Source organism: Nitrospinota bacterium (assembly GCA_035528715.1).
GTDB lineage: Bacteria > JADFOP01 > JADFOP01 > DATKYB01 > DATKYB01 > DATKYB01.
The window spans coordinates 1-13503 of sequence record DATKYB010000111.1; the positions used below are offsets into that span (position 1 = coordinate 1).

Sequence of the window (13503 nt, forward strand, 5' to 3'; positions counted from 1 at the left end):
AAATACCTTCAAAAAAGCCGATATACAAAACCTCCTCCTATCCTCTATCAGATAAGATTATAAATTATTTTATAAAAAATAATATAACTTCTCTCTATTCTCATCAAGCGATTGCTTTTGAAAGGATCTCCAAAGGTAAAAATATAGCTGTTATCACACCCACTGCAAGCGGCAAGACATTGGTCTATAATATCCCTATTTTTCAATCATTGGTGAAAGATCCTTCTTTAAGAGCCTTATATATCTTTCCTCTTAAAGCCCTTGAACAGGATCAATTCAAAATAATGAATGAGCTGAGTTCTGTACTGGACAGAGATATAAAAATTAAGAGTGCTGTATATGATGGTGATACATCTTCATACAAAAGAAAAAAAATTAGGGAAGACCTCCCTCATATTATCATTACAAATCCTGATATGGTTCACTTTGGTCTTCTCCCCTATCATACGAAATGGGAGAGATTTTTCAAGAAACTCCAATATATAGTCATTGATGAGCTTCATACATACAGAGGCATATTCGGCTCCCACGTTGCCCAGGTCATAAGAAGGCTTAACAGGATATGCCAGTTTTATGGCTCGTCACCCCAGTATATTACAAGCTCTGCAACTATATCCAATCCCCAAAACCTTGTGGAAGACCTTACAGGGTTAAAATTTGAGGTGATTATGGAAAATGGGGCGCCTAAATCAGGGGGGCATTTTATATTTATGAATCCAGAGGGAAGTCCCTATACCCTTGCTGCGAAACTATTCAAGGATTGCTTAAATTCCGGACTCAAGACAATCATGTTTACCAAAGCAAGAAAGATAACAGAACTTCTTTATACTTGGGTTATTCAAGATCATTTTGAATTTTCAGATAAAATCAGTTCATACAGGGCTGGTTTTCTTCCGGAGGAGAGGAGGGAGATAGAAGCAAAGCTTTCCTCAGGGGAAATGGAGGGGGTTATTTCCACCAGCGCATTAGAAATGGGGATAGATATTGGTGGATTGGATGTTTGTATTCTTGTCGGGTATCCAGGAACTATAACGAGTACATGGCAACGAAGTGGCAGGGTGGGAAGAAAAGACAGAGAATTTCTAATTATTTTAATCCCTCAGACAGATGCCTTAGACCAATACTTCATCTCTCATCCCAAGGATTTTTTTAAGAGGGGATTTGAAGAGGCTGTTTTAGACCCAAACAATGAGGAGATCATTAAAGAACATCTCGTATGTGCGGCTTCTGAAATACCCCTCAGCTTTTCTGATCCTTTTTTTAACATTAAAAGGTATAAAAAAGAGATAGAAATATTGGAAAAAGAAGGCAAACTCTTGAAAAGTGCCTCTGGCAAAGAATGGTTCTCCTATAAAAATAATCCTCAAAAAGATATTAATATAAGATGCGTTGGCGAAGGCTTTACGATATTTGAAGAAAAGAACAAAAGCCTTGTAGGGAAATTAACAGGAAACAGGGCCTATAGTGAAGGTCATCCAGGGGCGATATACCTTCATAAGGGAAAACAATATCTCATAACGAAATTGGATATTAAACAGAAAAATATTGATGCGAAGGAAGTAGATTTAAATTATTATACTCAACCCCTTTCTGATACAGAAACAGAGATATTAAAATGTATGAAGAGAAAGAGGATAAAAAACTTTTTAATCAATCTTGGCAAGTTAAAGGTGACTGAAAAGATAACAGGGTATGAAAAGAGAAGAATGATTGGGCAAGAAATATTGAGTACTCATCCCCTCGATTTAACAGCGCAGCAGTTTGAGACCATTGGGATATGGATCGAAATAGAAGACAATTTAAAAGATCAAATAGAGAGAGAGAGGCATAATTTTATGGGTACGATTCATGCTGTCGAACACGCCTCCATAGCCATCTTTCCTCTCTTTTCTATGTGTGATCGATACGACATGGGGGGGATATGTTACCCTTTTCATCCTCAAGTCAATAAGGCCTCTATATTCATCTATGACGGATATCCAGGAGGAATAGGATTATCCAAAAAGGGTTTTGAGGTTATAGAAGATTTATTAGTTTCTGCTTTAAGATTAATTGAAGAATGTTCATGTGAAGAGGGTTGCCCGTCTTGTGTTCATTCATCCAAGTGCGGCTCTGGAAATAAACCTCTGGATAAAAAGGGAGCAAAGTTAATCCTTAAAGAACTTTTAGGATTAAAAGGCGATACTCCCCCAGTTCAAAAGGTGACTGAAAAAGAAATTTTCAAACAAGAAAAGAAAAAAGGCTATGATGCAAATCATAAAAATAACAAAAAAATACTTTATTTTGATATTGAGACCCAAAAGAGTGCTGAAGAGGTTGGGGGATGGAATAACAAACATCTGATGCGATTAGCCATTGGTGTCATCTATGATGAGATTGAAGGAGATTATTATACCTATGATGAAAAAAGTGTTCATCAAATGATTGAAAAACTGAAGGGGGCTGGTCTGGTTATCGGGTTTAATATAAAAGGATTTGATTACGCTGTTTTAAAAGGATATACTCCCTTTGACTTTAATCAGATTAAAACAATAGACATATTAGAAGATATCTATCAATATTTGGGATATAGAGTGAGCCTAAGCCACCTAGCACAAAGTACCCTTAATACTGAGAAGATAGGAAATGGACTCTTATCAATAAAATGGTTTAAACAAGGAAATATAAATAAGGTTATAGACTACTGTAAAAAAGACGTGGAACTCACAAGAGAATTATTCAATTTTGGTGTTAAAAATAAATATTTAATATTTGAAAAGAGAGAAAAAGGTCTGGTGAGGATCCCCGTTCAGTGGGATCTTGATAACCTCCTATGAATGTTATCAAAGAAAGAATTGACATTGATGTGGTAGAGATGGTTGAAGGCGACCTGAATGAGGTGTTGGAAATAGAAAAAACATCTTTTTCATCCCCTTGGTCAAAAGAGACCTTTTTAATAGAATTAAAAGAGAACGAATTTTCTCGAATTCTGTTAGCTAAGGCAAAAGACAAAAGTATTTATCGTGGAATCTTGGGATATTGCTGTTATTGGATCATTAGTGATGAAATACACATAACCAATATCGCCATTCATAGTCGATACAGAAGAAGAGGAATTGGAGAACAGCTATTAAGATTTTTAATTAAAGAGGCGATAAAAATAGGGGCCAAGTTAATAACATTAGAGCTAAGAATTTCTAATGTGTCAGCAAGGGCATTATACAAAAAATTGGGTTTTATTCCTGTTGCAATTCGTAAAAAATATTATACGATACCTAAAGAAGATGCTCTTATCATGCTTTTAAAATTAGAGGAATAAATGAAACTTAGAAAAAAATCAGAAAAGGGAATAATAGATTCTTATATAGGAAAAACTGTCAATCTCAAGGGGATTCTAAACTTCAAGGGTTCTCTAAAGATTGACGGAAAATTTGAAGGAGAGATTACCGCAGACGACACACTTATTGTAGGTGAAAGTGGGAATGTAAAGGCCGAGATAAAGGGAGAAACCGTTATTAACAAAGGCAAGATATTTGGCAACATAGAGGCAACCAAAAAAATTTCCTTTCATTCTCAAAGTCTTTTATCGGGTAATATCCATACACCTTTATTATATGTGGAGGAAGGTACAGAATTCTACGGAAATTGTAAGATGCCAAAAACTGAGCAAAGGCAGACAATATCGACAGATATTGCAAGAAGACCGAGATTAATAAGATCCCCTCTTCTCATACTCATAACATTAATTTTGATTTCGATTTCTGTTTACTCCATCTTCTCCTTTTCCAATCTCTTTCCAAAAAAAGAAAAGAAATTCGAAAAGCAAAAGGCAGTGAGTTCAGAAGTTATAAAGATTACAGGTTCAGTTGAGGTGGGCTATAGACTCATAAAGGAAAATAGATTGCAAGAGGCGGCAGATGAATTTAAAAAGGTGATTGAAGCCAGACCAGATAATATCAGCGCCTTGATGGGAATGGCGACCATCTATTCGAAAATGGGACAAGAATCTCAAACACAAATCCTTCTTAACGAGGTTATCAGGTTAAATCCACAATATCTGGAAGCCCATTATATCCTAGCCCTTCTCTATGAAAAAAGAGGCTTGATCAATAAGTCTTTATTCCATTATCAAAAAGTTGTCGAGATAGATCCTAAGCGTTATGATATCTTTTATAAAATTGGTGATATCTATAAAAATACAGGCCTTTTAGATGAATCGATTACGGCATATGAACAGGTCATCCGTCTTAAACCTGACGAAACAAAGGCCCTGTCATCCTTGGTTGAACTCTATCTAAAACAGAATTTAACTGAAAAGGCCATTCCAATTTTAGAAAAACTTATTGAATTAGAACCTGATAAAAATGACAATTTAATGGTTTTAGGAGATCTCTATATAAAAAATAATATGAAAGAAAAGGGATTAGAAATATATCAAAAGATTATCGAAAAAGATCCCAAAAACATTAAGGTCCTGTTTGAAATGGGGAATCTTTTCTTTGAACAAGGAAAATATCAAAAGGCAATCTCAGCATTAAAGAATTTATTAAACCATGAACCTGATCATGCTCCTTCTCTTAACAGATTGGCATGGATATACGCCATCCAAGAAAAAAATTTAGATGAGGGGATAAGACTTTCAGAAAAGTCACTACAATTAAAACCTAATACTGCTGGCTATCTCGATACTTTAGCAGAGCTCTATTACAAGAAGAATCAATACCAAAAAGCCATTGAGATTATAAACCAAGCTATAAAATTAGCTCCTGATAGAAGGTATTTTTATGACCAGTTAAAAAAATTCAAAAATCCCCTTAATAAATAAATATTTAATATTAACCATGGAGGAAGTATCAAAAAGGAGCAAAGAATGAAAAAGATTATCATTCAACTCTTTATTATCATTTCTCTTTTACTATCCACCTCTCCTCTGTATGGAAAAACAATATCAGAAAGGGTAATCACAATAAATGAATTATCAATCACAACAGGAGGTCTCAGCAATGAGACTGGAGAAACGATAAATTTTTATAAAGAAGATAATATCCTTAATATGAAGATCTTCATCAACAGCAATCGAGAGATAAAATGTGTGAAGATCACCACCAAAGATAAAGGGATTTTTTTTATTTTTGATGTAAAAAAAATGGTATTTAATTCTGGGAGCAAATACAGGCTTGATAAGAGCCTAATCAATCAGAGGCAAAGAGAGGATTTTCAGTTACTGGTTATTCAAAAGACCATTGATGAACTTACTATACCATAGCCCTTCGGATATCTAAAAATAAAAAAATAAATATAGAATGCTTCCCAGACAATAAAAAAGGGCAGAAATTTCTTTTCCTGCCCTCTCTATTTGTTAATTACTAACTATTTATTTTCCCATGCATACTCTGGTTTCATAAGCGGTTCATAACCTGCAGGCGCAGGAATCGGAAAAGTAAGCGTATCCCAGACACCTGCTCCCATCCTTGCCAAACCAAAAAATAATCCCTTAACAGGACCTGTAACAATTCCCCATCCGCCTTGTTCTCTGTAATCCTTTTTAATGTTTACGGGAATCTCATACCAACCTGTAAAGAAATTTATTACTCCTCTCTTCAGTTTTGTACCAGCATTCTGGGCATAAGAATCGTGGGCAAAACTTAAAATTACAAAAGCTATAAAAACAATTAAAACAAGCTTAACTAAGGTTTTCATAAAACCCCCTTTCAAAAAAGATTATAAATTTCTATGATTTCTATATAAGAGGCTTATAGAAATCTATTTAATCTCTTCTTCCTCTCTAATTGTTTATAAATAAAATGTTTATTAAATAAATATAATAATAATTTTATCAAATGTCAATAAAATATTTCGAAAAAATTAAATAAAGTATTTCTTAAAATCTGCCGATAAAAATCTCAAAACAACAAAAGAGGGTGACTTCATATGAAAAAAGAACAGATAATGAGATGCCCAAAATGTAATAGTGACGGTATATTTAAAAAATATGATGGCACGAAAGGGAATCTCTATGAGTGCTGGGTATGTGAACAGAGGTTTTTCATTACTGCAGAAAAGTTTATGATAATGATTCCTTCCCTATTTATGGCTAACGAAGTAACGATTAATTGAAAATATTTTAAAACCCCTTTTAAAAACCCATCCTTCCTTTAATCCTTATATTATCCTGTTTTTTTTGATGCTATAAAAAACAGTTGACAACATAATTAATTATTTATAAAATATCACGTTTTTTTAATTTTTTCAAATTATGAGGAGGTGGATATGGCTAAAAAGGTTTATATTGATGCGGATGAGTGCACAGGATGTGAGGTATGTGTTCAGACATGCCCTGAAGTTTTTCAGATGAGTGATGATGGAGTTGCAGAGGTTAAGAACCCCACAGGAGACTCCGAAGATAATATCCAAGAGGCTATTGATGCATGTCCTGTCCAGTGTATTCACTGGGAAGAATAGATTATTTTTTTAAACCAATTTTAAAAAGGGAGGATCTTTATGTTCCTCCCTTTTATCTTTGATTTGGCCTTTTCTTTTAAAGAGAGAGGTCCTGAGGAAAATAGACGAGATGGGAATTACATATACAGTCAGAAGACCCGAATTTTGGTACGCGTATCCTCGCACCCTTTATCTTAGCGATTTTTTTATTGATTAAACACTCCCCTCCAGCTCTCCAAGGATAAATCTTTATATCTTCAATCTTACCAAATCTAAGAAAATAATCGATATGCCAGTAAAGTTTTTTCTTTTTTCTCTTGTGTCTCTCTAATCTTGCTAGAAGATTTTTCTTCGCTCTGCCAGTATAAATATAATAACCTGGTGAAAATATAAATATTCCGAGTCTTCCCACAGAAATTTTTTTCAATCTACCTAATCTAATTTTAAGGTTATAGATTCCTCTATCCTTCATTTTTATAAATCATTTTGTAATTATTATAGTTTCTCAAGATACTCTTTACATAGTTCCTCGTTTCAAAATAAGGAATTTGCTCAATAAATACTTCGATATCTTTTCTATATTTTTCTTTAAACCATTTCTTAACCCGTTTTTCTCCTGCATTATAACTGGCAAGAGCAAGAACTAAATTTCCATCAAACTCCTTCAGGAGATCTCCAAAGTATCGAATCCCCAGCGATATATTGATATCTGGCATAAAGAGCATATCTTTGTTGAATTTTTTTACTTTTAGTTTTCTTGATATCATCTTTGCAGTGCTTGGCATCAGCTGCATAAGCCCCATCGCCCCTGCCCTAGAGATAATTTTAGGATCAAAGGCACTTTCTTGTCGGATCATCGCTAAAATGAGATATGGCTCAAGACCATTATTTTCTGAATGAAGTTTGATGATTGGCCAAGGAGTCTTTGGGTAATAGATCCGCCAGAATCTTTTCGGAAGGCTTTTTATCTCTTCTTTTGAGAGGCTTATATAGATATCATTCAATTTTTTTATGGCTTGAATATAAGACCTGGATTTGTAGTACACATCACTTAAAAGAAAGAGATATCTGGGCTCTCTTGGAAATATCTCTGAGAGAATATCAACCTCTTTACTGGCATCTTTAAAAAATCCTAAAGCTACCAACTCGCTCATCTTTTTGTAATGATATCTTTCCCATTTTTTTAACGGGGGAGATTTTATGAGCTGTTTTGAATTGATGGCAACAGTTTTTTTAAAGAGAGGAACAACAGGAGAAGAAATTTGTTTTTTTAGAATTTTTTCAAGCCGCTCTTTCCCTGCATAAGCATAATAGGTATAGGGATACTCTTGAAGGAGATCTTTATATATAGATATTGCCTGGTCTATATCATTAAGTCTTTCAGCGCTCCTTCCTTTCCAATAGAGGGCTTTACGTGCAATTTCTGGATTGAAAGAGAAATCTTTTTTAATAGGATTAAAATGATCATAGGCATTTTTATATTTCTTTAACAGATAATAAATCCAGCCCTTTTCCCATTGAGCCTCTTTAGCAAGTTCTCCTTTGGGGAAATCAGTTCTGAGTCTTGTGTAGAGTTTTAGAGATTTTTTATATTTTTTTTCTTCTTCTGCTATTCGAGCAAGAACATAGAGTCCCTTTTCAGTCCATTCATTTTTGGGATACTTCTTTATGAGTTTCTTCAGATATTTCTCTGATTGAGGAATAGAACCTTTATTCCAGTAAATTCTGCCAATTCGATAATATGCTATGGGTACTTTTGTACTTTTGGGATATTTCTTGATAAAATTTTCTAATATTTTAATGGCTTTATCTTTTTCCTCCATTTTTGAAAATGTAATGCCCAAGAGGAAAAAAGAGTCTTCACCAATATCTCCTCCTTGTTTAATAAGGACCTTTAGTTCATCTATGGCTTTTTGATAATACTTTGCCTCTATGAGGTTTTCAGCTCTTCTATATTGCTGTGAGGGTAAAAATAAGGATTCGGGATATTTCAATCTATCTTTAATTTCTTCCATTCTCTGAAGGGAAAGATCTGCTAGGGGGTCTTGTGGAAAATCAATATAAAGCCTTTGATATGTGGAAAAAGCTTTTTTAAAATTATCAATTTTTTCAAAGGAAACCCCCAGGTTGTACAAGGCTTGTATAAACTCCATTTCTTCTTCATATATATTCTTTTCTATAAATTCCTGATAATATTTTGAGGCATCCTTATAATCATTAAGAAGAAAATGAGTTTGAGCTAATTGATACAAAGCATTTGGCCTCAGCCGACTGGAGGGATAAGATTCTAAGAATATCTTTAAAGATTCAATCTTTTTTTCATATTCTCCTTTCTCTCCCCATATAGTAGAAATATTGAATTGGATATAGTCATTAAGTTGAGGATATCTTTTTTTTGATTCTCTATAAAACATGAGGGCATTATCCAGATCTCTTGTTTGAAGGTAACAATAACCCAGAAGATAAAGAGAACGACCAGCCCAGGGCGTATGAGAAAATCTGTCTTTGAATATGAGAAGTTTATCAATAGCATTTGTATAATTTTCTTTTTCAATTGCACCTAGAATTTCCTTAAAAAAAAGCTGGGGGTTCTCTTTTCCAAATAGTTTCTGGGTAAGATTTAAAGATAAAATTAAAAAAATAATTATGAGATATTTTTTCTTCATCAGCTTAAATATCTTTCTTTAAGCTTTAAAATCCTTTCTAAAGACCTATCTATTATACTAAGAGGTATTTCTTTTTTTTCTATAGAGCTTATAAGTCTTTCATAAACCTTCATCTGATTTTTTGAATGTTGAGATATCAAGAGGATATCAGTCCCTGCATTCTTTGCAAGAAGAGCTGCTTCTTCTATATTGTAACTTTCTGTAATACCCTTCATTACTAAATCATCACTTATAACTACTCCTTTGAATTTAAGTTCTTTTCTCAATAAGTCATGAATAATCCTTTTTGAAAGGGTAGCCGGATATTCTGGATCGACTCCTTTATAGACTACATGGGCGGTCATGATAGTATCCACTAAATGATGGATTGCGGCTATAAAAGGCTTGAGCTCAATATTTTTAAGCCGAACCAGGTTATGCTCTAATTTGGGTAAGGTCAGATGAGAATCCAAAGAGGTGTCTCCATGTCCTGGAAAGTGCTTTGCTGTGGTTATTACCCCCTCACGATGAAGCGCTTCAATTGCGGCAACACCCATCTTGACAACGATACCTGGCTCTTTTCCAAAGGCTCTGTCCCCAATAACAGGATTTTTTGGATTCGTATCTATATCCAATACAGGTGCTAGGTTCATATTAATACCAACAAGCTTTAATTCTCTTGCTGTTCTCCTAAAATAAGACTTAACGAGGTCAATAGATCCTATTTGACCTAATAATCTCGCAGGAGGAAAAGGAGGAATAAAATCTTTTAGACGGGAGACCCGTCCGCCTTCCTGGTCAACAGCTATAAAAAGAGGGGTTTTGGCAGGAAAGGATCTGCTTACTTCTTGAAGTTCTCTGCATAAAGAAGTGGTTTGATGTTGGTCAGTCAGATTGTCCTCGAAAAGGATCACCCCTCCTATATAAAAATTTTTTATAAGCTCCTTTGTCTTCTGATTAAGAGACTTTCCCCTAAAACCTATCATAAGGAACTGACCGGCCTTTTCCTTCAAGGTCATCTTTTTTAAATCAAACATCTCAAAATAGGCCTTTTTATTCTAATTAAAATATAGAATTTAAATGTAACATAGGTTCCCTATAGAGGCAAGTTTATTGACTTTTCAATCTATTTCTGATAATTAACAAAACTTCTAATCTCTTTGAGGTCAGACTCAAATGTATGATAAAAGAAAAAGATATCGATTAGTGATATCACTACTGTTATCTCTTTTCTTATTATTTCCAACCTCTTTAGTCTGTAAGGATATTATCTTAGAAGAACCAGCTATCAATGTAGATAAAAGGACGGTAAAGACCATCTCTCATAAGAGAGATAAGGATATGTTGGGTGTTCAAATCCCTTTTATTGAATCAAAGAATCTTTTGGAATTTGAGAGAAGTTTAGGCGAGCTTAAGGATTTGGGAATAGATACTTTAATCGTAAGGGTCTTTCAAAATAAAGGAGACAGGAATCACAGATTGGTAAAAAATAAGAGAAGGACAGGGATTTACTTTAAATCCTCAGCTGCTCCTGTTTTGGAGGATATCCTACAAGATTTAGTAAGGATTGCCCGTAAAAATAATATGAAGATTTATGCATGGATGAGTACGAGGTCATGCGATTGGTTAATATCTGAAAATAAGGAATTGAGGGATTATTACTATGATTTTAATAAAAGAAAGATACTGCGTTCTCATAGATTAAACCTCTTTAAGAATGAGGCCAAAGATTATTTGAAAAGACTTTATGTTGATCTCGCAAGATACGATATTGATGGAATCCTCCTTCAAGATGATTTGATTATGAAACATAATGAGAGTTTTAGCCCTGAGGCAAAAGCCGAATTTTTAAAAAAGTTTGGATACAACCTTCTTCCTGATAAAATGTATAAAGAAATTCATAGGGATTATAGGGGAAAAATTGATAAATATAGTTATAGGGATGAGTTCTGGACATGGACTGATTGGAAGAGCCACTATATAGTGAGTTTTTTACAAGATCTCATATTTTCTACCAAGAAAATAAATCCAAAACTAAAATTTATAATCAATTTATACTACGAGACAATAAGTGATCCCGAGAATGCTAAAGCTTGGTTATCTCAGGACCTTGAAAAGATAAAAGGACTTAATCTCGATTATTATTCTTTTATGTTCTATCACCGTCAGATAAAAAAGGAGCTAAAACTCTCTCTTAATGAGTTAAAAGAATTTTTAAAAAATTTAACAAAAAGAGCAATTGCTAGAATTGGTGACCCCAAAAAGATCATTTTCAAAATACAGGTTTTTGATTGGGATAACAAAAGTAAGATTTCATCCGAAGAGATAAGCAATATAATAAGTGTTCTCAGATCATCAGGAGCAGGTAATTTTATCTTTTTTCCAGAAATTAAAAAAGAAGAATTAGACAGCCTTAATAAAATCTTATAAAAGGTAATAAAATTTGTTAAAAAAATTATAATTTTTTTGTTGATTACATTTTTGTATAATGTATACTTTATATTATTTGATGTCATAAATGGGAGATTTCTCATGAGAAGCATAAAGGTTCAAAAGATTATAGAAGCTGTTAAAAAGATATGTATTGAGGCTAATTATCTCTTAGGTCCGGAAGAATTAAACGCCCTCGATGAAAGTATATCAAAAGAAGAATCAAAAACCGGTATTGAAATATTAAAACAGATCAGGATGAATGCTGAGATAGCTAAAAAGGAAGATATCCCTATCTGTCAGGATACAGGTTCTGCCGTATTCTTTGTCGAAATAGGTCATGATGTTAAAATCGAAGATGGTTCATTAAATCATGCAATTAATGAGGGGGTTCGCCAGGGATACAGAGAAGGTTATTTGAGAAAATCAATATTAAAAGACCCGATTGAAAGAATAAATACAGGAGATAATACCCCGGCAATCATTCACTATAGTCTTGTGGAAGGTGACAAACTAAAGATTATCCTTGATGCAAAAGGTGGAGGGAGCGAGAACATGAGCAGGCTAAAAATGCTAAAGCCCTCTGACGGAAAGGATGGAATCAAGGATTTTGTCATCGAGGCAGTCAAGTTAGCAGGAGCCAATGCTTGTCCTCCTTTAGTGGTAGGGGTAGGTATAGGTGGTAATTTTGAAAAATGCGCCCTTCTGGCTAAAAGCTCTCTTCTCAGACCCCTAGGAAAACCCAACAAAGATCCGAAAATAGCCAGCCTGGAAAAAGAACTATTAGAAGAAATTAATGGTCTTGGTATAGGTCCTCAGGGTTTGGGAGGGAGAATAACCGCTTTGGCTGTACATGTTGAGACATATCCCTGTCATATTGCAAGTCTTCCTGTTGCTGTTAATCTCGACTGTCATGTCCACAGGCATAAGGAGATAATATTGTGAGGTTTAAAAAATGTCAGAAATTATAAAATTATCACCACCTCTGAGAAACGAAGATATTCAAAATTTGACCATCGGAGACAGGGTTGAAATTACTGGAAAAATCTTTACTGCAAGGGATGCAGCACATAAAAGAATGACAGAGGGTTTAGATACAGGAAAGGGATTACCTTTTGACATAAAAGGTCAAATTATTTACTTTGTTGGACCAACCCCAGCAAGGCCAGGGAGGCCTATTGGATCAGCTGGTCCCACAACGAGTTCTCGAATGGATTTGTATTCGCCAAGATTGATTGAGATGGGACTCAAGGGAATGATTGGGAAGGGCTGGAGGTCAAAAGAAGTCATTGATTCTATGGTAAGGTATGGATGTATATATTTTGTTGCAGTAGGAGGCGCAGGAGCCCTTTTATCTCGATGTATAAAAAAATCAGAAGTTATTGCTTACGAAGACCTTGGTCCAGAAGCAATCCATCTTTTGGAAGTTGAAAATTTTCCTGTTATCGTCGTAAATGATATGAAAGGAAAAGATCTCTATAAAGAAGGTACAGAGAAGTTTGCTAGGAGATAAAATTTATGAGATATAAATGGCAATTGGGTGGAATATCCTGGGTATTACACAGAATCACTGGTATAGGGATCACCCTTTTTCTATTGATCCACATACTAGAGGTAAGTAGTCTATTAAAAGGCTCAGAAGCCTTTAATCAGGCAATGGAGTTTATCCAACAACCAATTTTTGTGCTTGGTGAGATAGCATTATTGGGAGCAATTATATATCATTCTTTGAATGGCATCAGGATCCTCATCATAGATTTTGGAAAAGGTTCGCTTTACCAAAAGAAGCTTTTTTGGGCCTTTATGGTAGCAGCAATTATTCTTTTTATCATTGGGACTCTCCCTGTTTTACACTTATTAACAGAATCGTTTCCTGGAAGATTATCTTCTTGATGGAGTGTTAATATATGGATTCAATATACAGAAGATCGAATGAGCAGGGTTCTTTTGAATGGATTTCTCAATGGATATCAGGGATTATACTGTTAGTACTGGTTTTTGTCCATTT

Annotated in this window: 14 protein-coding genes; 10 read left to right on the forward strand and 4 right to left on the reverse strand. The window is 34.3% G+C overall.

What is annotated here, in order from left to right; all coding sequences use genetic code 11:
* The 4 genes from VMW81_08075 to VMW81_08090 form a co-directional block, all read left to right on the forward strand.
* Positions 1-2816: DEAD/DEAH box helicase (locus VMW81_08075; protein HUU50900.1), on the forward strand; the 2816-nt coding region annotated here is incomplete at its 5' end.
* Positions 2813-3298, forward strand: coding sequence for a ribosomal protein S18-alanine N-acetyltransferase (rimI, locus tag VMW81_08080; GenBank protein ID HUU50901.1), 486 nt, complete (start codon positions 2813-2815; stop codon positions 3296-3298). The genes VMW81_08075 and rimI, both read left to right, overlap by 4 nt.
* Positions 3299-4804, forward strand: coding sequence for a tetratricopeptide repeat protein (locus VMW81_08085; protein ID HUU50902.1), 1506 nt, complete (start codon positions 3299-3301; stop codon positions 4802-4804).
* Between the two features lie 45 nt (positions 4805-4849).
* Positions 4850-5245, forward strand: coding sequence for a hypothetical protein (locus VMW81_08090; protein ID HUU50903.1), 396 nt, complete (start codon positions 4850-4852; stop codon positions 5243-5245).
* Positions 5246-5349: 104 nt separating this feature from the next.
* Here the strand turns inward: VMW81_08090 and VMW81_08095 are convergent, their stop codons facing one another.
* On the reverse strand, positions 5350-5679 hold the full coding sequence (locus tag VMW81_08095) for an exosortase system-associated protein, TIGR04073 family (GenBank protein HUU50904.1): 330 nt from the start codon (positions 5677-5679) through the stop codon (positions 5350-5352).
* Positions 5680-5910: 231 nt separating this feature from the next.
* Here VMW81_08095 and VMW81_08100 point away from each other — a divergent pair, with 231 nt between their 5' ends.
* Together VMW81_08100 and VMW81_08105 are read left to right on the forward strand one after the other, a co-directional pair.
* Complete coding sequence (locus VMW81_08100; protein ID HUU50905.1) at positions 5911-6096, forward strand: hypothetical protein; 186 nt, start codon at positions 5911-5913, stop codon at positions 6094-6096.
* A gap of 153 nt (positions 6097-6249) precedes the next feature.
* Positions 6250-6441, forward strand: a complete 192-nt coding sequence (locus VMW81_08105; GenBank protein ID HUU50906.1) for a ferredoxin — start codon at positions 6250-6252, stop codon at positions 6439-6441.
* Positions 6442-6517: 76 nt separating this feature from the next.
* Here VMW81_08105 and VMW81_08110 read toward each other — a convergent pair whose 3' ends face one another.
* Genes VMW81_08110 through nagZ form a run of 3 tightly spaced genes read right to left on the reverse strand, consistent with a single transcriptional unit; the run spans position 6518 to position 10102 of the window.
* The gene (locus VMW81_08110) at positions 6518-6892 is read right to left on the reverse strand and encodes a GIY-YIG nuclease family protein (protein ID HUU50907.1); all 375 of its coding nucleotides are present in this window, start codon (positions 6890-6892) and stop codon (positions 6518-6520) included.
* Positions 6882-9086 carry a tetratricopeptide repeat protein gene (locus VMW81_08115; GenBank protein ID HUU50908.1) on the reverse strand — a complete coding sequence of 735 codons (2205 nt, stop codon included), beginning with the start codon at positions 9084-9086 and terminating at the stop codon, positions 6882-6884. The genes VMW81_08110 and VMW81_08115 overlap by 11 nt, the downstream gene beginning before the upstream one ends.
* A complete protein-coding gene (gene nagZ, locus VMW81_08120) occupies positions 9086-10102 on the reverse strand; it encodes a beta-N-acetylhexosaminidase (protein HUU50909.1) in 1017 nt (338 codons plus the stop codon). Before nagZ ends, VMW81_08115 begins: the two co-directional genes overlap by 1 nt.
* A gap of 139 nt (positions 10103-10241) precedes the next feature.
* Between nagZ and VMW81_08125 the strand changes: the two genes are divergently transcribed.
* The 4 genes from VMW81_08125 to sdhC all read left to right on the forward strand — a co-directional run bounded on the left by VMW81_08125 (position 10242) and on the right by sdhC (position 13388).
* A complete protein-coding gene (locus tag VMW81_08125) occupies positions 10242-11495 on the forward strand; it encodes a poly-beta-1,6-N-acetyl-D-glucosamine N-deacetylase PgaB (GenBank protein ID HUU50910.1) in 1254 nt (417 codons plus the stop codon).
* A gap of 102 nt (positions 11496-11597) precedes the next feature.
* Positions 11598-12440: a fumarate hydratase gene (locus VMW81_08130; protein HUU50911.1), complete on the forward strand. Its 843-nt coding sequence runs from the start codon at positions 11598-11600 to the stop codon at positions 12438-12440.
* 10 nt (positions 12441-12450) lie between these two features.
* On the forward strand, positions 12451-13008 hold the full coding sequence (locus VMW81_08135) for a Fe-S-containing hydro-lyase (GenBank protein HUU50912.1): 558 nt from the start codon (positions 12451-12453) through the stop codon (positions 13006-13008).
* 5 nt (positions 13009-13013) lie between these two features.
* A complete protein-coding gene (gene sdhC, locus VMW81_08140) occupies positions 13014-13388 on the forward strand; it encodes a succinate dehydrogenase, cytochrome b556 subunit (GenBank protein ID HUU50913.1) in 375 nt (124 codons plus the stop codon).
* Positions 13389-13503 lie beyond the last annotated feature (115 nt).